The following is a 26,723-nucleotide window of genomic DNA, read 5'->3' as shown; positions in this document are numbered from 1 at the left end:
GCCAAATGATATCTGGTGCAGACATGAAAGAAATTAAACCAAAAGTGCCTTCAATAGCACCTTCGTCTATGCATGTGCATTTTGGTATCCCCATTCCGAAACCAATTCGTGTCAAAAACTTCAGCCCTGATGAATGGGAAAACTTTATCGAAGAATGGGCTACTAGCCTTGAGAGCGCGTATGCCAAAGTTCGCCGTTTCGGCGGAGCGGGGGATTGTGGTGTCGATATCGCCGGATTTTGCACCAATAGAGGTTTTGAAGGTGCGTGGGATAACTACCAATGTAAGCGCTATGCACACACATTGCGGCCAAGTGACATTTGGGTTGAGCTGGGTAAAATTATTTACTACTCTCACATCGGTGAATATACACCACCTCGAAAGCATTATTTTGTGGCATCCCTTGGTGTCGGAACGACGTTGGAAAAACTTCTAAATAAGCCAGCTGAACTTCGCGAAAGATTTAAGGAAAATTGGAATGGATACTGTAAAAGCGAGATTACGACAACTAAACAACTTGAACTCAATGGAGAACTTCTATCCTATATCGACGACTTTGATTTTACGATCTTCACATCAAAATCACACGTTGAGCTAATTGATGCACATAGCCATACAGGTTTTCATGCGGTCCGGTTTGGGGGAGGTCTACCTGCACGCCCCAATCCGGCAATACCTCCCACCTTCCCTACTATCTCCGAAAGTCGATATATCCGACAACTCCTTGATGCCTACGGAGATCATTTAGGAGCACCACTCCGCGATATAAGCGCATTGGCGACCCACGGCGCATTAGAAAGAGATTTCCAGAGACAACGCGAACGTTTCTATCATGCTGAAGCACTGAGAAACTTTGCCAGAGACACAGTTCCTGAAGGAACATTCAATGACCTTCAGGATGAGATCTATCATGGTGTGATTGATGTTACGGATTCAAAGCATCCCAACGGGTACGAGAGGATGAAGGCGACTGTGGCGCAAGCATCAACAGTTGCTTTGACCGCAAATCCACTTGCGTCAGTAACAAAGTCGCAGGATCGCCAGGGTATCTGCCACCAGCTAGCAAATGAAGATCGTCTCAAATGGGTAACGGATGATGAGTAACCGAACACGCCCAACACCATTCAACAGTCCACTGGAAACTGGAATTCGCTCCCTAGCAATTCTGGTAGCTGCACATCCAGCAGCTTTCGATCTGGAAAGACTTATCGAAATGGACTATCTCGTCGTGCATTCAAGTGATGCCAGCGGTCCCCAAAGCCTTCATGCCGCTCTCCCTATGAGAGCAGGAGAATTACTGGTTCGGCGTGGGCTGATTGAGAAAGGTCTTTTATTGATGATGAGTCGGAACCTCATTCAACGGATACCCGCAGAAGATGGTTTCAACTACATCGCTGGAGACGCGGCCGCACCATTTCTCGCTTCGCTTACATCTATTTATTCCCAGAAGCTTAAAGAGCGAGCACAATGGGCGGCCGAACGGTTTACTGATATGACAACATCTGAGATCAGGCAAGTCACGCATCGACTATTTGAAAATTGGTCAACTCAATTTCAGGCCGTTGATAAATCACGGAGTAATCATTGAGCAACGGTTACCTTCAATTGCGGCGCATTGCTTTCTCCGGCCCCAAGAAATTGTCCGAAATGACTTTCTCTAACGGCGTAAATGTGGTTTGCGGTGCGTCAGACACAGGAAAATCGTTTCTGGCCGAAGCGATTGATTTTATGCTTGGAGGGTCAGAACTTAGAGATATTCCAGAAAGAACTCCCTTTGGCGAAATCCAGTTTGACCTTAATGTGACGTCCGGGGAGAAGTGGAGGTTTTTGCGCGCGACCTCTGGTGGAAATTTCAAGGTGAAGAATCTACTCGAGGAGGGGATTGAAAATGAGGTTCTAAGAAAAGATCATACTCACGACAGAACCGACAACATGTCAGGATTCCTTCTCGATAAAATCGGACTTCTCGGAAAACGCATATTAAGAAGCAAGAAGAATGGCACGACGCAGAGCCTCAGTTTTAGAAATCTGGCAAGACTTGTAATTATCCAGGAAGGTGAAATTCAGCAAACTGGCTCGCCTTTCTGGGGTGGACAATACACTTTAAAAACTGCCGAATTGGCGACGATAAAACTTCTTCTAACAGGCATTGATGACTCTAATGTTGTTGAGGCAATTCGGAGCAAAACAGATAAAACGAATCAGATCGAGTTGATTGATGAATTGCTTGCTGAACTCAGTCAGGAAATCACCGATGTTGGCGAAGAAGAGGCAGGACTGAAAGAGCAGATTAATCGGCTAGATAAAACAATCGAACAGCGCAAGGCAAACTTAAATAATGCTCAAGCACAGTTCGATTCCCTTTTGGTTAAACGTCGGGAATTGGTGGATATTCAAACGGTGATTCAGAACAGACTTGACGAGATTACAAATCTGATGACGAGATTTGATTTGCTCCTGCAGCACTATTCTGTTGATATCGAACGCCTAACCGCAATCCAGGAAAGTGGAGCGATGTTTGTTCATGCGGAATCGGTACCTTGCCCTCTCTGCGGAGCACTGCCCGATGCACAACAACATGATGCTACTTGCGATGGGGATGTTGAAGCGATCGTCCAAGCTGCTTCTGCAGAAATCGAGAAAATTAGACGGCTTAGAAACGAGCTCGAAGGTACTGTAGCGGATTTAGAATCTGAGGCAGTTTTACAAAAACAAGAGTTATCAAAGAAAAACGAAGAATATAAAAATATCAATACTCAGATTCAGGAAATCGTTGCACCTACGGTGAGTAATGAAAGAGCCTCTTTCTCGGAGCTTATTGAAAAGCGAATCGAGGTACAGAAAGGACTCGATCTTTATGCACGAATAGCAAGGCTGGAAGAGCGCAAGGAATCTATCGTAAAGGATGAGAGCGAAGAAGGAACGTCTGGAATTATTGCCTCCGGTCTGCCTGACTCAGTTGCACATGACTTCTCACTTAGAGTATCCAAATTGCTGAAAGCTTGGGATTTTCCCGGAGATTGTTTTGTTCATTTTGATAAGGAAGCTACCGATTTTGTCATAGATGGAAAGCTGCGAGGTAGTCGAGGTAAGGGGCTCCGCGCCATTACGCACGCAGCGGTAACGATCGCATTGTTGGAATATTGTCAGGAAAATGATTTGCCGCATCCTGGTTTCATCGTTCTGGATTCCCCGCTTCTGGCTTATTTCAAGCCAGAAGGCGACGATGATCGACAACTACAGGGTACAAATTTAAAAGAAAATTTTTATTCTTATCTTGCCAACCACCATTCTACCGACAGCCAGATAATTATCATTGAAAACCAACATCCTCCCGATTCAGTGTTGGGTGGTTTAAGTATGACCGTGTTCACCGGTAACCCTAATGAAGGACGGCAAGGCTTTCTTTAGTTACTTATTGTGACAGATGAGGATAATGTAGTTACGTTTTCAGTTACATAGCAACCCAAAATAAAGGTCTGAATCCGGTTCATGCTGACGCAGTAGATTAGCTTTACGTCCAGCAGACCCTAGTCAGATAAAAAGGTAATCTTCTTGATAAACGCCTCCGCGCCGCCTTGGGTATTGTTGGTGTTGGCTTGGAAAGCAATTCCTGTAATCGGTGGTGTTTTAGGGTGTTTGAAAGTGGTACGGAATTTTTCATCGACTTCAAAATCGGTGGTAATCACTGTGCCCGGTTGATCGCCGGATGCCACGCAAAAATATCGTCCGCCCTTTTTCCATAGCTTGCCCAGATACATGCGGCCCAGTTCTTCAGCTTTGCCGATAAAGGCGCTCAAAAAATAGGGTGCCGCGTAGATGCCCAGCGGCAAACCGCTTGAATGCTTTTCGGTTCCAAATGACAACATCACGGCGATGGGCACACTGTTAATTCCCGCACTCCAATTTGCACCCTGGGGATACTTGTTCACGCCCCAAACGATTTCCACCCGCTTAACATTGTGAATAAAGTTCTGCTGCTTCAGCTGCAAACCAAACAATCCGGCTATCTCGCCGTCCGCGCTGATCACCAGGGCATCATTTTCAAATCTAGGGTTCAGTTTTTTTGCATCCAGCTGCAACTCGAATCCTCGTTCCTCCAACCAGGAAACGGCACTGCCATTTGAATTACCGGAAAAATCGATGACATGAACAATTTTTTCATTCGCTGCGGCCAACGATGTCCAACACCACAACAATAGAACGCCGATTAAAAATTGCCGACTATTAGGGAAGCGTTGATTCATTGGTCGAACAAGAAGATAAGCATACCAAAAACGTCAGGCCCTACAGTTTACAAGAATTAACAGCAGCAGCTCTACCCGCAACTACGCAGTCTCATCCAACCGGCCTTGAGCAAGAATCGCTTTGTGTGCCTGGCTGTTCAGAAATTCTGAAATGCTGGCGGCAGCGGCGGGTTTACTGAACAGATAGCCTTGCACCATTTCACAGCCAAGGCGCTTGAGAATATCCAGTTGTTCTGACGTTTCCACGCCTTCGGCAATGATGCCGTAGCCGAGTTTTTGTCCCATTTCTATCATGGAGCTGACCAGCGTAAGGGTTTTCTGGTCGGTCAGCATGTCGTCAACAAAGTATTTGTCGATTTTCAGGTAATCCGCCTTCAGGTGTTTAAGCGATGCGAAAGAGGAATAACCGGTGCCGAAATCGTCGATCGATAGTAACACGCCCAGGTCTTTCAAGTCCTGAAAAATGGTGAGATTGCGCGGATCGGTTTGCACGATGCCTTCCGTGACTTCGAGTTCCAATTCGGCTGGTGCAATACCGACCTCATCGATGATACGTTTAACCAGCAACACAAATCCTTTGTCCAGAAAAAGACTGGGGGAAATATTGACGGCCATGCGAAGCGTGCGAAAACCCTCTTGTTTCCAAGCTACCAGTTGGCTGCACGCGGTGCGCATCACCCATTCAGTGAGCGGTTTGATCATGCCGATTCTTTCGGCGATGACGATAAAATCGTTGGGCGGAACTTGCCCCAATTGCGGGTGATACCACCGCGATAGCGCTTCAACACCAAAAATTTCCCCGTTCTTGATATTGATTTGCGGTTGATACACCAGGGACAGTTGCTGTTTTTCGATGGCTTCCCGCAGGTTTTGCTCGATTTGAAAACGATACTCGGCCTTGTGAGTCAGCTCGGCTTTATAAAATGCATACTGATTTTTTCCATTTTCCTTGGCGGTGTACAGCGAGATATCGCCCGCCTTCAACAAAGCGGAAAGATTTGCGCCATCATCGGGATAATAGGCGATGCCGATACTGCAAGCTGGGGCGATTTTTCTGGAATAAATCCCGATCGGTTGAGATATGGCTTCAAGACAGCGTTTTGCCACATTGGCGGCGTAATCCGCTTCGACTTCTTCAATGAGGATACAGAACTCATCGCCGCCCAGCCGGGCAATGAAGTCAATGTCGCGGCAGGTATTGATCAATCGCGCTGCAATGGTTTTGAGCAACAAATCACCGGCGTCATGTCCCAGACTATCGTTAATGTATTTGAAGTTATCCAGATCAATGTACAGCAACCCGAAGCGGCGGCCGTGCCGGCTGGATGATTTGGTGATTTCTTCCATGTGTTGCATGAATGAGGCGCGGCTGGCGAGTCCGGTCAGCTCGTCGGTATATGCCAGCGCGCGGATGCGTTTTTGCGCTTGATCCCGTTCCATGACGATCCCCGTCAGCCGGGCAGCGGATATCAGATCTTTTAACTCTTTCTCGTCCGGCAGTGCGGGGTGATTGTAGTACATGCCGAATGCGCCCAAAACTTTTCCGCTGGAGCTTTTGATCGGCTCGGACCAGCAACACCGCATGCCGTGCGGTAACGCATAGTGTTTGATTTCCGCCCACTTCGGATCGGTTTCGATGTTTTCCACCAGCACCCGCTGCCCGGTAAAAGTGGATGTCCCGCAGGAACCGACACTGGGCCCGTTTTCCAGGCCGTGCACGGCTTCGCAATAAGCTTGCGGCAAACTGGGCGCGCCACCGTGCAGCAGTTTATTACCGCTCAATTCGAGCATCGAGCAGCGCATGCCGGGGTGGCGGGCTTCGTACATGAGCGCAATAGCATTGTAAATATCCGGCGCGGGACACCCTATCGCAATCATCTCCAGTATTTCGGCGTATTGATTGTCAAAGGTTTCGGCTTTTTTGCGTTCGGTGATATCGACATGCGTGCCAATGAGACGTAACGGCTTACTGTCCGACGCGCGCGTGACCAGAAATGCGCGCGATAGCACAAAAACTTCGTGGCCATCTTTATGGCGCATGCGCATTTCGACTTCAAACGAATCCTTGCGGCCATCGAAGTAATCCTGCACTCTCTCCAGCACGACGATTTTGTCATCGGGATGAACCAGGTTCTCCCAGGTGCTGATTTGATTCGCCAGCTCATTCTCCGCATAACCCAGCATGCTTTTCCAGCGCGGCGAGTAATACACTTCATCCGTTTCCAGATTCCAATCCCACAGTCCATCGTTTGCACCGCGCATCGCCAACGAAAACCGCTCCTCACTGACATAAAGCTCATGGGTACGTTTTTCGGTCATCAACTCGACGGCAGCCAATTCGGAATGCAACTGTTGCAGTTCTTCCAATAGCTGAGACTTGGTTTGCTTGGCATTACCCATGGTTACCTCAATGATAAATCAATATGCGAAGATAACCATCTAAATTAGGATTTTGCAAGTGATGATGGATAGACATGATCCCGGCAAGCATCGCATGGCAGCACTCTGCCATTGAGTCCTGTCTGCTCGCCATCATGACCTATGGATTGTTCCGGTTTATTTTGTTTTTCTTAGCTTTTTTCTGGCATCCTTAGCTGCGGCTTTTGTTCCGTCCCGCTGAGCACTACCGATTAATTTTTCCTTACCCAATTTCTGGATGAATTTTTCTTTATCGACCGGCGAGACGATAATGACTTTATCCTCTCCGTAAGTAATTTCCAGGCGATCGAACGACAAAGCCGGGCTTGTCGCCGCGATCTGGGTTTCCTGTAGGGATATGATCGACTGAATGGGAATATTCCATGTAAACGGACCGCTGATGATTTTGAGATCATCACCGCTGACGATGTACCGGGTCGAAACATAGATCCAAACCGGGAAGCCAGCGCCCGCAATCAGTATGATCGCCGCAAACACATAATTGGTTATTCCGCCGATCATCAGCGGAACGGATGCGCCCAGCAGGCAGGCGGAGACGGATAGCAACAAACAAATCAGTACCCAGTTATCGATTTTAGACTTGAAGACATGCATGATTATTCATTCTTATAATATTGATTCGGTGATAGCACACAAAACTTACTTCGTTTTGATCGCAATGAATTGCCGCACTGCGAATCCCGGTTAAAAAAATCAGCAAATTTTGCCCTATTATCGTTTTAAAAACAAAACTTGCACCAGCATTACTTTAAAAGATCCCTGTGACGATTATTGCATTGATGATCCATGCAAACAAACGCAAGGAAACCGGGGCTTACTTTCTCCCTTACTGCATCGAGTGCACAATCCATCCACTCGATTATCGGGAACGCATGGACAACTTTGTCGCATGCAAAACCATGCACATACAAAAACAAACCTTTTTCACGTATAATTCGGTCTTCAATAGCTGGGGTATTTCAATGAATAACTCCGGTCCATTTTCCAGATCTTGTCAGTTTCCAAGGAGTTTTTTGTGTCACAACGACCGCACGCCATCCTCGCACTTGCCGATGGAACAATTTTTCGTGGCGTGTCTATTGGCATTGAAGGCATCAATACCGGGGAAGTGGCGTTCAATACAGCAATGACCGGTTATCAGGAAATCTTGACCGATCCGTCGTATTGCCAGCAAATCATTACCCTGACTTATCCGCATATTGGCAACACCGGCACCAATCCTGAAGATTTTGAATCCGGTAACATCAATAAAGTGTACGCCGCCGGATTAGTGATCCGTGATTTGCCGCTCATGGCCAGCAGTTTTCGTAAAACCCGCACATTACCGGAGTTTCTCCAAGAGCAGAATGTCGTCGCCATCGCTGAAATCGACACGCGCAAACTGACGCGGATTTTGCGCGAAAAAGGCGCGCAAGCCGGTTGCATCATGGCGGGCGATATCGACGAGGAAAAAGCATTGCAAGCTGCCCGGGCATTCCCCGGACTGGCCGGGATGGATCTCGCCAAAGTGGTGAGTTGCCGCCAGCCGTATACATGGACAGAAGGTGAATGGTCGCTCGAATCCGGTTTCCGGACTCAGGACAATCCCAGATTTCACGTTGCCGCTTTCGATTTCGGTATCAAACGCACGATTTTGCGCAAACTGGCGCAGCGCGGCTGTAAAGTGACGGTATTCCCGGCGCAAACCCCGGCTGAGGAAATTCTGAAAACACACCCTGACGGTATCTTTCTGTCCAATGGTCCCGGTGACCCGGAACCGTGCGATTACGCCATCTCCGCCACGCAAACCTTGCTGGAAAAGAATATCCCGCTGTTCGGCATCTGCCTGGGCCATCAATTGCTTGGGTTAGCTACCGGCGCGCGCACGATTAAAATGAAATTCGGCCATCACGGCGCCAACCATCCGGTGCAGGATGTAGCCAATGGCAAGGTAATTATTACCAGCCAGAATCACGGTTTCGCCGTCGATATCGATACGTTGCCCGCAACCGCGCGGATCACCCATGTTTCGCTCTTTGACGGCAGTCTGCAGGGATTTGAGTTAACCGATAAACCGGCCTTCTGTTTTCAGGGTCACCCGGAAGCCAGCCCAGGGCCGCATGAAGCGGATTATTTGTTTGATAAATTCATCGCCATGATGCAGCGCTATAAAAGCCAGCATTCCCAATAATTACGCCATGTTCATCCGCTAGAGAGTATGCCTAAACGTACCGACATTCAGTCCATTCTCATCATCGGTGCCGGCCCGATCATTATCGGCCAAGCCTGTGAGTTTGATTATTCCGGCGTGCAAGCCTGCAAAGCCTTACGTGAAGAAGGCTATCGCATCGTTTTGGTGAACTCGAATCCCGCCACCATCATGACCGATCCGGAAATGGCCGACGCGACGTATATCGAGCCGATCACCTGGACCATGATTGAGAAAATCATCGCGATCGAACGGCCGCAAGCGCTACTGCCCACGATGGGCGGACAAACGGCGTTGAACTGCGCGCTCGATCTGGTTAAACATGGCGTGCTGGAAAAATACGGTGTCGAGCTCATCGGTGCTTCGCGCGAAGCCATCGATATGGCGGAAGACCGGGAAAAATTCAAACAGGCGATGACTCGTATCGGCTTAGGCTCGGCACGCTCCGCCGTGGCGCACAGTCTGGAAGAAGCCATGCAGGTTCAAGCCATGCTGGGTTATCCGGCCATTATCCGCCCTTCGTTCACGATGGGTGGCAGCGGTGGCGGCATTGCTTATAATCGCGAAGAATTTCTCGACATTTGCGAACGTGGATTGAAAATCTCTCCCACCAAGGAATTGCTGATCGAAGAATCCGTGATCGGCTGGAAAGAGTTCGAAATGGAAGTGGTGCGGGATAAAAACGACAACTGCATCATTGTCTGTTCGATCGAAAACCTCGACCCAATGGGCGTGCATACCGGTGATTCGATCACCGTTGCACCGGCGCAAACGCTCACCGACAAAGAATATCAATTGATGCGTAATGCATCGATCGCCGTGTTGCGGGAAATCGGTGTGGAAACCGGCGGCTCCAATGTGCAGTTCGCGATCAATCCGGATAATGGCCGCATGCTGGTGATCGAGATGAATCCGCGCGTGTCGCGCTCTTCCGCACTGGCGTCGAAAGCAACCGGCTTTCCCATCGCAAAAATCGCCGCCAAACTGGCCGTCGGTTACACGCTGAACGAGCTGGGTAACGATATTACCGGCGGCATCACCCCGGCCTCTTTTGAGCCCACCATTGATTATGTCGTCACCAAAGTGCCGCGCTTTGCTTTTGAAAAGTTTCCGCAAACCAATGATCGCCTGACCACGCAAATGAAATCGGTCGGTGAAGTGATGGCAATCGGCCGCACGTTTCAGGAATCGCTGCAAAAAGCACTGCGCGGACTGGAAACCGGAGTTGACGGTCTGGACGAAAAAACCGACAACCTGGAAACCATCCACACCGAACTGGCCAATCCCGGCCCCGAGCGGATCTGGTTTATCGCCGATGCGTTCCGCTGCCATTTGTCACTCGATGAAGTGCATCAGTTGACACACATCGATCTCTGGTTTTTGGCGCAAATCGAAGATTTGGTCAAACAGGAACAAGCATTAACCGGTACGGCGCTGGAAGCTCTGGATTATCTGTCGCTGCGCAAATTGAAACGCAGTGGTTTTTCCGACCGGCGCCTGGCCAAGCTGCTCAATACCGGGCAAACCGCAGTCCGTTCGCGCCGCCATCAATTCAATCTGCACCCGGTCTATAAACGTGTCGACACCTGTGCGGCCGAGTTCGCGACCAGTACGGCGTATATGTACTCCACTTATGAAGATGAGTGTGAGTCCCGTCCAACCGGTAATAAGAAGGTCATGGTGCTGGGCGGCGGTCCTAATCGCATCGGGCAAGGCATCGAGTTCGATTATTGCTGTGTGCATGCGGCTCTGGCGCTGCGCGAAGACGGTTTTGAAACCATCATGGTCAATTGCAATCCGGAAACGGTTTCAACCGACTACGACACGTCGGATCGCTTGTACTTTGAACCGCTGACACTGGAAGACGTGCTCGAAATCGTTGCAGTGGAAAAACCCGATGGCGTGATCGTACAGTATGGCGGGCAAACACCGCTTAAACTTGCACGCGATCTGGAAGCCAACGGTGTGCCGATTATCGGCACCAGCCCGGATATGATCGATTGCGCGGAAGATCGCGAGCGCTTTCAGCAAATGCTGCAACAACTGGGATTGCGGCAACCGCCCAATCGCACCGCACGCAATCCGGAAGCCGCTCTGATCGCCGCCGAGGAAATCGGCTATCCGCTGGTAGTACGGCCCAGCTACGTATTGGGCGGCCGCGCGATGGAGATCGTGCATGAAAAAGCCGATCTGGAACGTTACATGCGTGAAGCGGTTAAAGTTTCCAACGATTCCCCGGTATTATTGGATCATTTCCTGACCAATGCTACGGAAGTGGATGTCGATGCCATTTACGACGGAGAAACCGTGCTGATTGGCGGCATCATGGAACATATTGAACAGGCTGGCGTGCATTCGGGAGATTCCGCATGTTCGTTGCCGACGTTTAATCTGCAACCGGAAATGCTCGACGAGTTGCGCTACCAGACTGCCGAAATGGCGCGGGCGCTCCATGTGGTTGGATTGATGAACGTGCAGTTTGCGATTCAAGACAACACCGTCTATGTCCTTGAAGTCAATCCTCGGGCATCGCGCACGGTACCCTTCATTTCCAAGGCTACCGGTCTGCAACTGGCCAAAATTGCGGCGCGTTGCATGACCGGCAAGAGCTTGATTGATCAAGATGTTACCGAAGAAGTGATTCCTGAATATTATTCGGTCAAGGAAGCGGTTTTCCCCTTTATCAAGCTGCCTGGCGTTGATACGATACTGGGGCCGGAAATGAAGTCGACCGGCGAAGTCATGGGCATGGGCACCACTTTTGCCGAAGCGTTTGTGAAATCCCAATTGGCCACCGATGTCCGTCTTCCCACTTCGGGTAAAATTTTCATCAGTGTGCGCCAATCGGACAAACCTCACGCGGTTGAAATCGCGCGCAACCTTGCAGAACTTGGCTTCACCCTTTATGCTACGCGCGGTACTGCCGCGGCTATAACCGAAGCGGGGATCGATGTCATCATTATCAATAAGGTAGCGGAAGGCCGCCCGCATATTGTCGATATGATCAAAAATGGTGAAATCAACTTGATCATCAACACCGTAAAAAACCAACGCAGCGCGATAAAGGACTCGTATTCGATCCGCCATGCCGCGCTGCAGGCAAAGGTGACCTACTATACGACACTAGCAGGCGCACGCGCGGCGTGTGTAGGCATTACCAGCAAGCGTGAACTGCAAGCGTACAATTTGCAGAAATTACATGTACAACTTAAGGCATAAGTAAAAGAATAACTTCCGGTTTTCTCTGATTATCACGGAATAGAATGAGAATGAAAATGAAAGGCAAACAACTACAATGAGCACGATCCCTTTAACAGTAGCCGGAGCGGAAGCGCTACGCAAAGAACTGCACGAAATGAAAACCGTACATCGCCCCGCAGTCATCGCGGCGATTGCAGAAGCGCGCTCGCACGGCGATCTGTCCGAAAATGCCGAATATGATGCTGCCAAGGAAAAACAGGGGTTCATTGAAGGCCGCATTGCCGAACTGGAAAGCAAACTCTCCAGCGCTCAGATCATTAATCCTGCACTGATTAACGCCGACGGTGCTTGTGTTTTCGGCGCCACGGTTGAACTGGAAGATTTGCAAAGCGGCGAGACGGTTACCTACCAAATCGTCGGCGACGATGAAGCCAACATCAAGAATGGAAAAATTTCCATCAGCTCCCCCATTTCACGCGCCTTAATCGGCAAATATGCGGGCGATATCGCCGAAGTTCAGGCACCCGGCGGAGTACGTGAATACGAAATATTGGATGTCAAATACATTTGATGCCGCGAAAGCTCAATTCTGATAACTGCGTTTGGTGCGAAACGGCTCGCGCTTCTTTTTTTGCGCAGAACGTTCGGTTTTTTTACCAGCTTCTTCCGGCTTGGGACGATAGATAACAAAAGTTTTCCCGATATGCTGCACCGGTGCGGCACTCAGCTTTTCACAGATTTCTTCAAAAAGCGCATTCCTGGCAGTCCGATCGTCGACTTGAACCTTAACCTTAATCAGTTCATGACTTGTAAGTCCACGCTCCAATTCTTCGATAACCGTGGCGGATAATCCCGATTTTCCAATCATTACGACCGGATTCAGCGCGTGCGCTTGCGCTTTCAATTCACGCCGCTGAACAATTGTTAGTGTTAACATAAATTCTCTTTAAACGTATTATTTTACTTGATGAAACGGGCTAAAACCAGCAAAGCTTGGATGAAAGAACATGTTAATGATTTTTTCGTCAAGCAATCCAAGAAAGAAGGTTATCGTTCTCGTGCCGCTTACAAGCTGCTTGAGATCGCCGAGCGGGATCATCTATTTAAATCCGGTATGATTGTTGTCGATTTAGGTGCTGCACCCGGCAGCTGGTCTCAAGTCGCCAGCCAGAAAATAGGTCAGCATGGAAAAGTAATTGCATTGGATATCCTGGAAATGGCGCCTTTGCCCGGTGTAGCATTTATTCAGGATGATTTTAGAGAAGAGCGCGCACTGTTTGAATTAAGAAAACATCTGGAGGAGCGGCAGCCGGATCTTGTCATTTCAGACATGGCACCCAATATGAGTGGTATTGTAGTCAGCGATCAAGCCAGAAGTATGTACTTGGCTGAACTAGCGCTGGCGTTCTCGATGGAACAACTGAACTATGGCGGAAATTTCCTAGTCAAAGTTTTTCAAGGCAGGGATTTTGATCAGTTTCATCGCGACATGCGCGCCGGATTCAAAAGCGTTGCGGTGCGAAAACCGGAAGCCTCGCGTAATCGCAGCAACGAATTATATTTATTAGGACTCGGAAAAAAGTAACAACGGCAATCACTGAGAAATGAATGGATCCCCTCAGTGATTAAGGCGAATGTAAAGAGTAGGATGATAGTTTGATAGCAAATTTCTATAACATGAACTGTTCTGTTCTATTTGACAAAATAGAGTTAGAATGTCCAATCAATGATTTTTAAGGTGCAAACCAAGGAGCTATCTTGAATAACTTAATTAAAAACATGGCCATTTGGCTGGTAATTGCACTTGTGTTGATGACTGTATTTAACCAATTCAGCGTACGTCAACCGACGCAAGTACCGATGGAATATTCTCAATTCATTTCTGAATTGAATCAAGGCAGAATTGCCAAAGTTGTCATTGAAGGCCGGACCCTGAAAGGTACGAAATCCGATGGCAGACGCTTTACAACCTATGCGCCATCCGATCCATGGATGGTCAGTGATTTACTCAAAGCCGGCGTCATTGTTGAAGCTAAACCGGAAGAAGAACCATCCATGCTGATGAGTATTTTCATCTCGTGGTTCCCAATGCTATTACTGATTGCGGTATGGATTTTCTTCATGCGGCAAATGCAGGGTGGTGGACGCAATGGCGGCGCATTCTCGTTCGGTAAAAGCAAAGCGCGAATGTTGGATAAATCAGCCAACACAGTGACTTTCAACGACGTTGCAGGTTGCGAGGAAGCAAAGGAAGAAGTAGCAGAGCTGGTTGAATTCCTGCGTGATCCGTCCAAATTCCAGAAACTTGGCGGACGAATCCCCCGTGGGGTTTTGATGGTAGGCAGTCCAGGTACCGGTAAAACATTGCTGGCGCGAGCCATCGCAGGAGAAGCGGGAGTACCTTTCTTCAGCATTTCCGGTTCGGATTTCGTTGAAATGTTTGTCGGTGTGGGCGCATCCCGTGTGCGTGACATGTTCGAGCAAGCTAAAAAACATGCACCCTGCATTATCTTTATTGACGAGATTGATGCGGTTGGCCGTCAACGCGGTGCTGGATTGGGTGGCGGAAACGATGAACGCGAACAAACGCTCAACCAACTGCTGGTGGAAATGGATGGTTTTGAAGGCGCCATGGGCGTGATCGTAATCGCAGCAACGAACCGTCCTGATGTATTGGATCCAGCATTGTTACGTCCTGGCCGTTTTGACCGTCAAGTTACGGTACCGTTACCGGATATCCGCGGACGCGAGCAAATTCTGCACGTGCATATGCGCAAAGTACCGCTTTCACCCGATGTCAAAGCGGATATTCTGGCGCGTGGCACTCCAGGTATGTCAGGTGCCGATCTGGCCAATCTGGTCAATGAAGCAGCGTTGTTTGCCGCGCGCAGCAACAAGCGTCTGGTCGACATGGAAGATTTTGAACGTGCCAAAGACAAAATTTTCATGGGTGCGGAACGCCGCTCGGTGGTCATGCCGGAACATGAACGCCGCAATACTGCTTACCACGAATCAGGTCATGCGGTAGTAGCTCAATTGCTGCCAAAAACCGATCCGGTGCATAAAGTAACGATTATTCCGCGTGGCCGCGCCTTGGGTGTAACGATGCAACTGCCGACGGAAGACCGTTTCAGCATGGAACGTGAAGAAATTCTGCAAAGAATTTCCGTGATGTTTGGCGGCCGTATTGCCGAGGAAGTTTTCATGCATCAAATGACCACGGGCGCATCCAACGATTTTGAACGCGCTACCGAATTGGCGCGGCAAATGGTTACCCAGTGGGGGATGTCTGACGTACTTGGACCGATGGTTTATGGTGAAAATGAAGGCGAGGTTTTTCTTGGCCGTTCAGTCACCACGCATAAAAATATGAGTGAAAAAACGATGCAAGCCGTTGATGCAGAAGTTCGCCGCATTGTGGATGAACAGTATGCGATTGCTCGTAAACTCATTGAAGAAAACAAAGATAAGATTGAAGCAATGACACAAGCATTGCTGGAATGGGAAACGATCGATAGCGATCAAATCAACGATATTATGGACGGTCGTCCGCCACGTCCACCCAAACCGCCTCAATCAATGTCTTCCACAGTGGCAAACGAAGGACCATCTACTGCGGTAAAAACGGATGAACCCAAAGAACCCGCTGCACCGCAAGAGATTGCAAAAGAAGCTGATTAATCATCAGTAATCGGGATGAACGGGATACGACCATAAAATCGTATCCCGTTTTCACTTCTATAACTCCTTTCATTCCACTGTGTCTTCATTCGCGCAAAACCCAATCCTGTCCAGCAATCGCCCGTTGATCATGGGCATCATTAACGTAACACCCGATTCTTTCTCGGATGGCGGGCTGTACTTATCGGCACAGCAAGCGATTACCCACGCCAAGCATTTGATCGATGAAGGCGCCGATATCCTCGATATTGGCGGAGAGTCAACGCGCCCGGGAAGTCAGCAAGTCAGCATTGACGAAGAGATAAGTCGTGTTATCCCTGTACTGGAAGCGCTTGCCGATACCGGAATTCCAATATCGATCGATACTTCAAAGCCCGAAGTGATGAAACACGCCATAGCTGCGGGTGCTTTCATGATCAATGACGTGAATGCGTTACGCAGCCCCGGTGCATTGGAAGCCGTCGCACAAAGCAATCATGTGCAGCTTTGCTTAATGCATATGCAAGGCACGCCGCAGACGATGCAAGCAAACCCGCAATACCAGAATATCATTCATGAAGTGAAAGATTTCTTGCACCAACGCATCCAGGCAGCAGCCGCCGCCGGTATAGCGGAAGACCGGTTGGTGATCGATCCGGGTTTTGGTTTTGGCAAAACGCTGCAACATAACTTCACCCTGTTAAATCAGCTGGATCAATTGACTACACTTGGTGTTCCATTGTTAGCAGGCTTATCGCGCAAATCCATGCTCGGCGCCATCACGGGAAACAGCGCAAATCACCGTATTCATGAAAGTATCGCGGCAGCCTTGCTTGCAGTAGTCAAAGGTGCCAAAATTGTGCGTGTGCATGATGTCAGAGCCACCAAGGAAGCGCTCGCTGTCTACGCGGCAATGAAAAATTGTGACACACAGTAAACCCATTCAACCGCATCTCATCGCAATTAAACACCGCTCAAATTGACTAAAAAATATTTTGGAACAGATGGTATTCGCGGACGTGTCGGCAAAGCACCCATCACGCCGGATTTTATTCTGCATCTAGGCTATTCCGCCGGTAAAGTTCTCGCTGCTGCCGATTGGCATTTGATGCAAGGCAAACGCCCGACCGTTCTGATCGGCAAGGATACCCGGGTATCGGGTTATATGCTGGAATCCGCGTTGGAAGCAGGATTATGCGCCGCCGGTGTGGATGTCATTCTATCCGGACCGATGCCGACCCCGGCCATCGCGTACCTGATCCGCGCCTTGCGGCTGCAAGCCGGGATCGTGATTTCGGCTTCGCATAATTTATTCGAGGACAACGGCGTCAAATTCTTTTCTGCCGAAGGTAGAAAACTACCTGACGAAATAGAACATAAAATCGAAAGCGGCATCCATGCGCCGATCGAAACCAAACCTTCCGCTCAATTAGGGAAAGTACAGCGTATTGACGATGCCGCCGGACGCTATATCGAATTTTGTAAAAGCACATTCCCCTATCACCTTGACCTGCGCGGACTGCGTATCGTCGTCGATTGCGCACATGGTGCCGCTTATCATATCGCCGGTCACGTCATGCACGAATTGGGGGCGGATGTCATACCCATCGGTGTGCAACCCAATGGACTGAATATCAACTTGGAGTGCGGCGCGACGCATTGCGCGACGTTGCAAAAAGCTGTCAAACAGCACCACGCCGACTTAGGTATCGCGTTGGATGGCGACGGCGACCGGCTCATGATGGCCGACAAAAATGGCCGGATTTATGATGGCGATCAACTGATTTATATTATCGCCAAACACCGCCAGCAGAATAAAATGCTGACTGGCGGGGTTGCCGGTACCCTGATGACCAATCTGGCGATCGAAGCGCAATTCAAAAAAATGAATATTCCATTTCTTCGCGCCAACGTCGGTGACCGCTACGTGTTGGAGGCATTGCAAGAGAAAGGATGGCAGCTCGGCGGTGAAAATTCCGGACATATCATCTGCATGGATAAGCATACGACAGGCGACGGCATTATTTCCGCTCTGCAAGTGCTGTATGCGTTACGCGATACAAATAAAACCCTGGCCGAGTTCATGCGCGGCGTCTCGCTTTACCCGCAACGCTTGATCAACGTGAAAACTCCCAAACCGTTCAATTTCAGCGCCAACAAAGCAGTCCAAGCCGTGCGCGAAGAAGCCGAGACCGATTTGAGCGATAAAGGCCGTGTGCTGATTCGCGCATCGGGCACAGAACCATTGATTCGCGTCATGGTTGAAGGGGAATCGAAGCATAAAATCAATCACTGGGCTGAGCGTATCGCTGAAACCATCCAGACTGCCAGCAATTCTTAATGCGGCATCATTTTTACCGGCAGCTTTTTTGCATAAATGCGCAAAAAATCAGCACACGCACACCGGCCTTAAGACAAAAAAATGATTGTCATAATCCTGTAACAATTCTGAAATAAGATACCGCACCGGTTGCACAATCTTTCATGACCATTTTATTGACTCACCTGGAGAACATATTCATGTTGACCTCGTTTAACTTCAGAACATTCTTAGCGGCTATACTGTTGAGCGCATCCGCTATTACAACAACAATCGCCAGTCCGATCGTAAAGATCGACGGTTCCAGCACGGTTTTCCCCATTACCGAAGCAGTCGCCGAAGACTTCCAGATTGCCAAGCGTGGTGCGGTTCGTGTCACCGTCGGTATCTCCGGAACAGGCGGCGGGTTCAAAAAATTCTGCCGCAATGAAATCGATATCGTCAATGCCTCGCGTCCCATCACTCAACTGGAAATGGAAGCCTGTAAGGAAGCAGGCGTGCAATATATCGAAATGCCCATCGCATTTGATGCTTTGACCGTCGTTGTAAATCCAAAAAATACCTGGAGCAAAACCATCACCGTCGACGAGCTGAAGAGAATCTGGGAACCGGGTGCGCAAGGTAAAATCACCAGCTGGAATCAAATCAATCCCGAATGGCCTGACAAAAAGATTAAGCTCTACGGCCCCGGCGCGGATTCCGGTACCTTCGAGTACTTCACCGAAGCCGTTGTCGGCAAAGCCAAATCAAGCCGCGGCGATTTCACCGCATCGGAAGATGACAACGTGCTGGTACAAGGCGTCGCCAGCGACATTTACGCGTTAGGATTCTTCGGCTTCGCGTATTACATCGAAAATAGCAAAAAAATCAGCGCCGTCGCGATCGACAATGGCAACGGCGGCGTGTTGCCATCCGCTGCCACGGTAGAAAATAACAGCTATAAACCGTTATCGCGCCCTGTATTCATCTACGTCAACGCCAAATCGACCGAAAAACCCGAAGTTCAGGAATTTGTTAATTTCTACATGCAGAATGCCGCGGCGCTGGTGACGGAAGTCAAATATTTCCCGCTCTCAAAAGAAGTCTATAACCTCAACATCGAGCATCTGAGCAAGAAGAAAGTAGGCACCGTGTTCAAAGGAACCGGAACGAACATCAAACTGGAAGATATACTTAAACTGGAATCCAGTTTATAGCCTTCCCCGGTAAAAACTTCTATACGGATATCGCTGTAGAAAATTGCCTCAACTCTAGGAAGCGCTGATTAACGCATAAGCCGGTATTTGGCTTAGAATTAATCAGCGCTTCCTTTATTATTGGGATTAAAAACTCTTCGAAACATCATGGATTTTCTGCCGGTCTTCCTCAACATCAAAAACAAAGCTTGCCTGGTTGTCGGTGGCGGCGAAGTCGCCACGCGCAAGGTTATGCTTTTGCTTCAGACCGGAGCGCATGTTTCGGTGGTATCGCCAGAGCTAAGTAACGCATTAAATGAGTTCCACGCACAAGGCAAAATCAAACACCGTGCTGAATATTTTCAGCCCGGACATCTGGAAGATATCGTTTTAGTCATTGCCGCAACCGATGATCGCGACACCAACCGGCAGGTTTCCGCAGCGGCACAGCAGCGGCAAATTCCGGTCAATGTCGTGGATGATCCGGAATTATGCACGTTCATCATGCCCTCCATCGTCGACCGTTCACCGCTGTTGATCGCCATCTCCAGCGGCGGGCAATCGCCGGTTCTCGCACGGTTACTGCGTGCGCAACTGGAAACCATGATACCCGCCGCGTATGGGCGCCTTGCCGCGATGGCGGGTAGATTCCGCGAACACGTCAAACAACATTTCACGCACTCGGAAAAGCGGCGCATCTTCTGGGAAAAAGCGCTGCAAGGCCAATTTGCGGCAATGGTATTGGCCGGAAAGGATCAAGCGGCGCAGAATTATTTGTTGCAATCGTTGCAACAAGAGAAAGATGAGCCGCCGCAAGGCGAAGTGTATCTGGTCGGCGCCGGTCCGGGAAATCCCGATTTACTCACATTTCGCGCCATGCGCCTGATGCAACAAGCCGATGTCGTGGTTTATGACCGCCTGGTCTCACCGGCGATTCTGGACATGGTGCGCCGTGACGCCACGCGCATTTATGCCGGAAAAGAACGCAACCGTCATACCCTGGCGCAGGAATCGATCAACCAGTTGCTGGTGCGATTGGCGCAAGAAGGTAAGCGGGTATTGCGGCTGAAAGGTGGTGATCCTTTTATTTTCGGCCGTGGCGGCGAAGAAATCGAAACCTTGGCTGCGCACCATATCCCCTTTCAGGTAGTACCCGGCATTACCGCCGCCTCTGGCGTTGCGGCTTATGCCGGCATTCCGTTGACGCACCGCGATTACGCGCAATCGTGCATTTTTGTCACCGGCCATCTGAAAAACAACAGTATCGATCTAGACTGGCCGCATCTCGCCCGCCCCCATCAAACTATCGTGATCTATATGGGACTGTTGGGATTGTCCGTACTATGCCAGCAATTGATCGCGCACGGCCTGCCGGACAGCACACCCGCCGCCATCATTCAGCAAGGCACGACGCAAAAGCAGAGGATTGTCACCGGAACCCTGCACACACTGCCCGGTCTGGCGGAAGACGCCCACTTGACTCCGCCCACACTGATCATCGTCGGCGCAGTCGTCAAGCTGCATCGGAATCTGGCATGGTTCGAACCGGCTTCGGATGCAGAAAATGCGCCAGCGAACATCCTGGCATTGGATCCGGAAACCAAGCAGCCGCTCGAATAAAGAAACCGCTGGCACACCACGGTTTTATCCCGGCTCGGCAAACCGCATCGATAAATCGATCGCTTGGATATTTTTGGTCAAGCCACCAATCGATATTCGATCCACCCCTGTTTCCGCCACCTGCCGCACATTATCCAAGGCAATGTTGCCGGATGCCTCCAATATCACAGCCTCACCCGCTTGCTTGCGAGTCAACGTCACCGCATCCGCTAGCTGATTCAGCGTAAAATTGTCCAGCAACACCATGCGGGCGCCCGCTGCCAATGTTTCCTGCAATTCCTGCAACGACTCCACTTCGATCTGGATAAACACACCCGGCGGCGCGATTTCGCGCGCCCTGCTTAAAGCCGGTTGAATCCCTCCGGCGGCGATGATGTGGTTCTCCTTGATCAGAATCCCGTCGTATAGCCCGATGCGATGATTCGCCCCACCGCCGCACGTCACCGCGTATTTCTGCGCCAGCCGCAAACCCGGCAAGGTTTTACGCGTATCGACGATCACCGCCCGGGTACCGGCGACGGCATCGGCATACCGTTTGGTTTGCGTCGCCACGGCGGACAACAGTTGCAGGAAGTTCAACGCCGAACGCTCTGCTGTCAGCAGCGCGCGGGCATTTCCCTTGATCTCGCATAATGTCTGCCCGGCCGGAACAAAATCGCCATCCTTGGCGAACCATTCGATCTCGGTGTCCGCCGCCAGCGATACAAAACACGCCTCAAACCACTGCACACCGCACAAAACCACAGCTTCCCGGCTGATCACCGTCGCCGTCAGAATCTTGCTGCTGGGAATCAGCGACGCCGTCAAATCACCCGTGCCGATATCCTCTTGCAGCGCGCGTTGCACGTTGGCGTAAATTTCATTGTGTAAATCTCTCAATTCTTTTGTACCCTTATTTTCAACGAAGAGTGCATTATAGGGTACCCGACTGGCATCGCCGTATTTCCGGCGGTTTTTCATACTATCCCGTACAGTTCACTTACATCCATCGAACAGATAGTATATAGGGTGCCCAGCATAACCAGGAGATTGTATGTCCAGCGCGATTGATTTGATCATTTATAGTATTGCCACGATGCTGGGTGTTGTGACCGTCGGTATGATCGCCGTCTGGTTCATCCAGGATGTGACGCAGAAAAAGCACTCGATCCTGCGCAATTATCCGGTCATTGGTCGCCTACGCTATTTTTTCGAGATCCAGGGCAAATACTTCCGGCAATATTTCTTTGCCAACGATCGCGACGAGATGCCATTCAATCGCGCCACGCGCGGCTGGATTTACAAGAATTCCAAAAATAAAGGCAGCGTGGTCGGTTTCGGATCGACCAATGATTTACGTCAGCCGGGTTCGATTATTTTTGTCAATGCCGCTTTCCCGATTCAGGAAGAAGATCAGTTGCCCACGCCGTCGTTGCATATCGGCGAGGGCTACTGCGAACAGCCGTTCGAGGCGAAATCGATCATCAACATCAGTGGCATGAGTTATGGCGCCATTTCCAAGCCTGCGGTACGCGCGTTATCGCTCGGCGCCGCGCAAGCCGGTTGCTGGTTGAATACCGGCGAAGGCGGTCTGGCACCGTATCACCTGGAAGGCGGCTGCGATGTGATCATGCAAATCGGTACCGCGAAATACGGCATCCGCGACGAGCACGGCAATTTCTCGCCGCAGCGCGCGAAAGAATTGAGCAAAGTGGTCAAGGCGTTTGAAATCAAGTTGTCGCAAGGTGCGAAACCCGGCAAAGGCGGATTACTGCCAGCCGGTAAAGTGCATAGTGAGATTGCCGTGATCCGTGGCATTCCGGTTAATCAGGACTCGATCAGCCCGAACCGCCACAAGGATATTAACAACATTGACGAGTTGCTCGATAAAATCCATTACATCCGCGAACTGACCGGACGCCCGGTCGGGATCAAGACGGCGATTGGCGGCTGGAATTTCATCAATGAGCTATGCGACAGCATCAACCGGCGCGGACTCGACTATGCGCCGGACTTTTTGACTATCGACGGCGGCGAAGGCGGCAGCGGCGCGGCGCCGCAGACACTGATGGATCACGTCAGCTTGCCGATCGCGGAAGCCCTGCCGCGCGTCGTCGATGCTTTGTTGCAATCCGATTTGAAAAAACGCATTTATGTGGTGGCGGCCGGAAAACTGGTGACATCCGCAGAAGGAGCCTGGGCGCTCTGCGCCGGTGCCGATTTTGTCAACACCGCGCGCGGCTTTATGTTTTCACTCGGTTGTATTCAGGCAATGCGCTGTCATTTAAATACCTGCCCCACCGGCATTACAACGCACGACGAACGGCTGCAAAACGGTCTAGTGGTGGAAGAAAAATACCTGCGGGTTGCGAACTACGCCCGGAACGTCAACAAAGAAATCAACATGATTGCGCATTCGTGCGGCTTACGTCACGCACGGCAATTTAAGCGCGAGCACGTGCGCATTGTCGAAACCGCCGGCAAAAGCGTAGCGCTGAATATTCTGTACCCTTACCCGGAACCGCTGAAGAAAAAAACATAGATTGACAGATTCACAATGGCACCTAAGCTTCCCGTCCGATGTAAAAATCCTCCCCTGTAAGCTTCGCCTATCATACTGAGAATTAGGGGAAAAAAAGCCCTCTAAATAAAGCTTAAATCGACTACCCGACTGCCGATAATACATGCCTTACGCCTTATACCAATCCTACAGACCAGCAGGTAGTCATACGACACATAATGTTTCGCTTTTTTATCAATCAGGATGACAAAAAGATCCGTGTTATCAGCGGACTGACACTGAGTGTACTCATCTTGTCAGCGGGATTCTCTGTGTATAGTGTCATGCAGCCGCAAACGGAGGCGATGACGACTTCCGGGCTCAGAATGGCGCTGGAAAACACGGTGAAATTGATCGAAAATCAGATCTCGCATTCCATATCCAATACTAAAATCGTAGCCACCAGCACCTTGCTGACTCAAAGCCTGGAAAAAACGCATACGGATGAATCCAGGCAAGAAGGAATCGCCGAGCTGCAACGAGTCGCGGAAAAAATACTGACTACTCATTTCTCCGGCATCAGCATCTATGACTCCAAAGACAATCTCATACTCGATGCAGGAGTCCATTCCAGTCATTCGAATTCGCGCATCGAACTGAATACCGGCGCCGCTATCAGCACGGCATTATTGTGGCAGGAACAGTTCGTTATCCGCAATTCCTTGCGCATTCTCAATGAAAACAATCAATTCATCGGCAGAATCATCACCGAAGAGCTTGCTCCCGATCTGACCAGGATATTCAAGGAAGCCGTCTTGATCGGAGAAACCGGTGATTTTCTGTTGTGCGCACCGGTCAAGGAAAGTCATCTCGAGATGGATTGCTTCATACGCGCAATCGGTGAAAACCAATTTCAGCGCATGCAGCGCATCATGTCCAATAGCCCATTACCGCTGCATTTTGCACTGGAAGGACAACAGGGTGTTAAATTCACCAAGGATTACCGGCAAATCGATGTGGTTGCAGCCTATTCACCAGTTGCTTATGGATTGGGCGCGGTACTCAAGATCGATGAGAAAGAACTGTATAGCAATCTCTCCAGCCAGATCAAAACCATTTCATTGTATTTAGGCTTACTGGTCGCCGCCGGCATGGTTGTTGTGTATTGGCTGATCAAACCGCTCATTCATAAAACAATTAACTCCCAAAATGATTCGGTTGAGGCACACCATAAACTCATTCAAGCCAAAAACAACGCTGAAAAAATCTCATCCGAATTAACCGCTTATTTAAACGCGATTGGTAAGCTCGCTTTAATCTCGATTACCGATCTTAAGGGCAAGATTATCCAAGTCAATGAAAAATTTTGTGAAATCAGCGGTTATTCGCCCGAGGAACTGATTGGGCAGGATCACCGCATATTAAACTCAAGCACGCATCCGCCGTCATTTTTTACCGGCATGTGGGCTGCGATCGCCAAAGGTCAAACCTGGCACCAGGAAATTTGCAACCGCAGTAAATCGGGTAAGCTTTATTGGGTCGATTCCACCATCGTACCGCTTGTCGGGATAAGTGGAGAAATTGATCGTTACCTCTCTGTGAAAGTGGATATTACCGCACGTAAGCAAAAAGACATCGACCTCAGCGAGCGCCTGAAGGAAAGCAATTGTTTACATGCGGTACGCAACTATCTGGAACAAGATCAAGACACAGAAAAAACTTGCCAGAACATACTCAAATCGCTGACGCAGGCATTGCAATTTTCTGAAGCAGCCGTCGCTTTTATCGCTTTGGGCGGCAAACAGTTCGCCACCGCTGGCTATCAAGCCGATCTTCCCAATGCAATCAGCGCGGCGATTATCGCCAATGGGGAGGTGTGCGGGCGGTTAAGAATATCCTATACGCAAGACTTCCCGTTCTCTCTGCCCTACGAGCAAAATCTCATCGATACTGTGGCGCATGACCTGAGCCGCTGGTACGAGCGTAAAGAAGCGGAAAAACGCATCATCGAAATGGCCACGCACGATGCCTTGACCGGCCTGCCCAACCGGCATTTGCTGCAAGACCGTATCGAACAAGCGCTGGTGCACGATACACGTAGCCAAAAGCAGATGGCGGTGTTATTTATCGATCTGGATCATTTCAAAACCATCAATGACTCACTCGGTCACGATATCGGTGACCTGCTGCTGCAAGCCGTCGCGGAAAGATTGCTGACTTGTGTGCGCAGCGAAGATACCGTAGCCCGGCAGGGCGGCGATGAATTTATTGTGGTACTGAATGCGATTGCGGAATCGCTGGATGCCGCCAAAGTGGCGCAGAAAATTCTCGATGCATTGATTCGCCCCTACTATATCCACAAGAATGAATTACATATCTGCGGCAGCATCGGCATCGCTGTTTTCCCGGATGATGGCGCAAATGCGGAGACATTACTGAAGAACAGCGATGTGGCGATGTATCACGCTAAGGAAAATGGCCGGAACAACTATCAGTTCTTCACCGATGATCTTAATAAATCAGCGCATGAACGGCACACGCTCAGTCTCGATTTACGCTATGCGCTGGAGCGCAATGAGTTAGTTTTACATTACCAGCCGATCATGGATATGCCGGATCATCGGCTGCATAGCGTGGAAGCCCTGCTGCGCTGGCGGCATCCGCAACACAAGCTGATCGCACCGGATAAATTCATTAACCTGGCGGAAGAAACCGGTTTAATTATTCCGATCGGTGAATGGGTATTGAAAACAGTGTGCGAGCAAATCAAAACGTGGCAAGCGCAAGGCTACCGTGTGCCCAAAGTAGCGATTAACCTGTCGGCCCGGCAATTCCGTGATAAGGAGTTAATCAATAATATTGCGCGTATCTTGGATGAAACCGGTGTAGCAGCCCAGTACATCACGCTGGAAATCACCGAGAGCATGCTGATCGATAATATTGAGAAAGTCGTGGAAACACTCAATTGTCTCAACGCCATGGGCATCCGTATCTCAATTGATGATTTCGGCACCGGCTATTCAAGTCTCAGTTATCTGAAGCGTTTTCCGATTCATACGCTCAAAATCGACCGCAGCTTTGTGCGCGACATCGTCACCGACAGAAGCGACCACACCATTGTCGCAACGATTATCGCGATGGCGCACAGCCTGGAAATGGATGTCATCGCGGAAGGCATAGAAACAGAGGAACAACTCAATCTTTTGCGCACTCAGCACTGCAATCACTATCAAGGCTATTATTTCAGCAAGCCGGTCTCCGCCGCTGAAATCGAGCACATGCTCATTAAACCTGCACCACACCATAGAAAGATTCACGCCATCCGTTCGGCCGGTTAATCCACTCTTGAAATTTCACACATTTCCCCCACGTAGGCTACAACAACCTACGATGGG

Annotated in this window: 19 protein-coding genes; 14 read left to right on the top strand and 5 right to left on the bottom strand. The window is 49.8% G+C overall.

The window, feature by feature from the left end; genetic code table 11:
- Positions 1–23: 23 nt before the first annotated feature.
- From R2083_RS02455 to R2083_RS02445, 3 genes are read left to right on the top strand one after another with little or no spacing between them, the layout of a single operon-like run.
- Positions 24–1,103, top strand: coding sequence for an ABC-three component system protein (locus R2083_RS02455; protein ID WP_317537387.1), 1,080 nt, complete (start codon positions 24–26; stop codon positions 1,101–1,103).
- Complete coding sequence (locus tag R2083_RS02450; RefSeq protein ID WP_317537386.1) at positions 1,096–1,587, top strand: ABC-three component system middle component 2; 492 nt, start codon at positions 1,096–1,098, stop codon at positions 1,585–1,587. The genes R2083_RS02455 and R2083_RS02450 overlap by 8 nt, the downstream gene beginning before the upstream one ends.
- On the top strand, positions 1,584–3,410 hold the full coding sequence (locus tag R2083_RS02445) for a hypothetical protein (protein WP_317537385.1): 1,827 nt from the start codon (positions 1,584–1,586) through the stop codon (positions 3,408–3,410). The genes R2083_RS02450 and R2083_RS02445 overlap by 4 nt, the downstream gene beginning before the upstream one ends.
- A 119-nt stretch (positions 3,411–3,529) precedes the next feature.
- On the opposite strand, the gene R2083_RS02440 is transcribed toward R2083_RS02445, so the two are convergent.
- From R2083_RS02440 to R2083_RS02430, 3 genes are all read right to left on the bottom strand, one after another.
- Entirely contained in the window at positions 3,530–4,246 is a 717-nt protein-coding gene (locus tag R2083_RS02440; protein WP_317537384.1) for a hypothetical protein, read from the bottom strand.
- Between the two features lie 81 nt (positions 4,247–4,327).
- On the bottom strand, positions 4,328–6,646 hold the full coding sequence (locus tag R2083_RS02435) for an EAL domain-containing protein (RefSeq protein ID WP_317537383.1): 2,319 nt from the start codon (positions 6,644–6,646) through the stop codon (positions 4,328–4,330).
- Between the two features lie 156 nt (positions 6,647–6,802).
- Positions 6,803–7,279, bottom strand: a complete 477-nt coding sequence (locus tag R2083_RS02430) for a PH domain-containing protein (RefSeq protein ID WP_317529956.1) — start codon at positions 7,277–7,279, stop codon at positions 6,803–6,805.
- 421 nt (positions 7,280–7,700) lie between these two features.
- Here R2083_RS02430 and carA point away from each other — a divergent pair, with 421 nt between their 5' ends.
- From carA to greA, 3 genes are all read left to right on the top strand, one after another.
- Positions 7,701–8,855: a glutamine-hydrolyzing carbamoyl-phosphate synthase small subunit gene (gene carA, locus R2083_RS02425; RefSeq protein WP_317537382.1), complete on the top strand. Its 1,155-nt coding sequence runs from the start codon at positions 7,701–7,703 to the stop codon at positions 8,853–8,855.
- A gap of 27 nt (positions 8,856–8,882) precedes the next feature.
- A complete protein-coding gene (gene carB, locus R2083_RS02420; RefSeq protein WP_317529954.1) occupies positions 8,883–12,092 on the top strand; it encodes a carbamoyl-phosphate synthase large subunit in 3,210 nt (1,069 codons plus the stop codon).
- Positions 12,093–12,168: 76 nt separating this feature from the next.
- On the top strand, positions 12,169–12,645 hold the full coding sequence (greA, locus tag R2083_RS02415) for a transcription elongation factor GreA (RefSeq protein WP_317537381.1): 477 nt from the start codon (positions 12,169–12,171) through the stop codon (positions 12,643–12,645).
- 12 nt (positions 12,646–12,657) lie between these two features.
- Here the strand turns inward: greA and yhbY are convergent, their stop codons facing one another.
- Positions 12,658–13,011 (bottom strand): ribosome assembly RNA-binding protein YhbY, encoded by a 354-nt coding sequence (gene yhbY, locus R2083_RS02410; protein WP_317537380.1) that lies wholly within the window; start codon positions 13,009–13,011, stop codon positions 12,658–12,660.
- Positions 13,012–13,041: 30 nt separating this feature from the next.
- On the opposite strand from yhbY, the gene R2083_RS02405 reads away from it, so the two are divergent.
- The 6 genes from R2083_RS02405 (at position 13,042) to cysG (ending at position 20,849) form a co-directional block, all read left to right on the top strand.
- Complete coding sequence (locus R2083_RS02405) at positions 13,042–13,659, top strand: RlmE family RNA methyltransferase (RefSeq protein ID WP_317537379.1); 618 nt, start codon at positions 13,042–13,044, stop codon at positions 13,657–13,659.
- Positions 13,660–13,832: 173 nt separating this feature from the next.
- On the top strand, positions 13,833–15,755 hold the full coding sequence (gene ftsH, locus R2083_RS02400; protein ID WP_317529951.1) for an ATP-dependent zinc metalloprotease FtsH: 1,923 nt from the start codon (positions 13,833–13,835) through the stop codon (positions 15,753–15,755).
- Positions 15,756–15,885: 130 nt separating this feature from the next.
- Positions 15,886–16,671, top strand: a complete 786-nt coding sequence (folP, locus tag R2083_RS02395; RefSeq protein ID WP_317538962.1) for a dihydropteroate synthase — start codon at positions 15,886–15,888, stop codon at positions 16,669–16,671.
- Between the two features lie 42 nt (positions 16,672–16,713).
- The gene (gene glmM / locus R2083_RS02390) at positions 16,714–18,075 is read left to right on the top strand and encodes a phosphoglucosamine mutase (RefSeq protein WP_317537378.1); all 1,362 of its coding nucleotides are present in this window, start codon (positions 16,714–16,716) and stop codon (positions 18,073–18,075) included.
- A 179-nt stretch (positions 18,076–18,254) separates the two neighbouring features.
- Positions 18,255–19,250, top strand: a complete 996-nt coding sequence (locus R2083_RS02385) for a PstS family phosphate ABC transporter substrate-binding protein (protein ID WP_317537377.1) — start codon at positions 18,255–18,257, stop codon at positions 19,248–19,250.
- A 147-nt stretch (positions 19,251–19,397) separates the two neighbouring features.
- Positions 19,398–20,849 (top strand): siroheme synthase CysG, encoded by a 1,452-nt coding sequence (gene cysG, locus R2083_RS02380; protein WP_317537376.1) that lies wholly within the window; start codon positions 19,398–19,400, stop codon positions 20,847–20,849.
- Positions 20,850–20,873: 24 nt separating this feature from the next.
- Here cysG and nadC read toward each other — a convergent pair whose 3' ends face one another.
- The gene (gene nadC / locus R2083_RS02375; protein ID WP_317537375.1) at positions 20,874–21,809 is read right to left on the bottom strand and encodes a carboxylating nicotinate-nucleotide diphosphorylase; all 936 of its coding nucleotides are present in this window, start codon (positions 21,807–21,809) and stop codon (positions 20,874–20,876) included.
- Positions 21,810–21,882: 73 nt separating this feature from the next.
- On the opposite strand from nadC, the gene R2083_RS02370 reads away from it, so the two are divergent.
- Both R2083_RS02370 and R2083_RS02365 read left to right on the top strand, forming a co-directional pair.
- Positions 21,883–23,370 (top strand): FMN-binding glutamate synthase family protein, encoded by a 1,488-nt coding sequence (locus R2083_RS02370; RefSeq protein WP_317537374.1) that lies wholly within the window; start codon positions 21,883–21,885, stop codon positions 23,368–23,370.
- Positions 23,371–23,567: 197 nt separating this feature from the next.
- Positions 23,568–26,666: an EAL domain-containing protein gene (locus tag R2083_RS02365; protein WP_317537373.1), complete on the top strand. Its 3,099-nt coding sequence runs from the start codon at positions 23,568–23,570 to the stop codon at positions 26,664–26,666.
- The last annotated feature ends 57 nt before the right edge of the window (positions 26,667–26,723 follow it).

Origin of the sequence: Nitrosomonas sp. Is35 (genome assembly GCF_033063295.1) — a bacterium.
Taxonomy (GTDB): domain Bacteria; phylum Pseudomonadota; class Gammaproteobacteria; order Burkholderiales; family Nitrosomonadaceae; genus Nitrosomonas.
The sequence above is the reverse complement of the archived record's forward strand: the minus strand, read 5'-3'. Positions and strand labels throughout refer to the sequence as shown.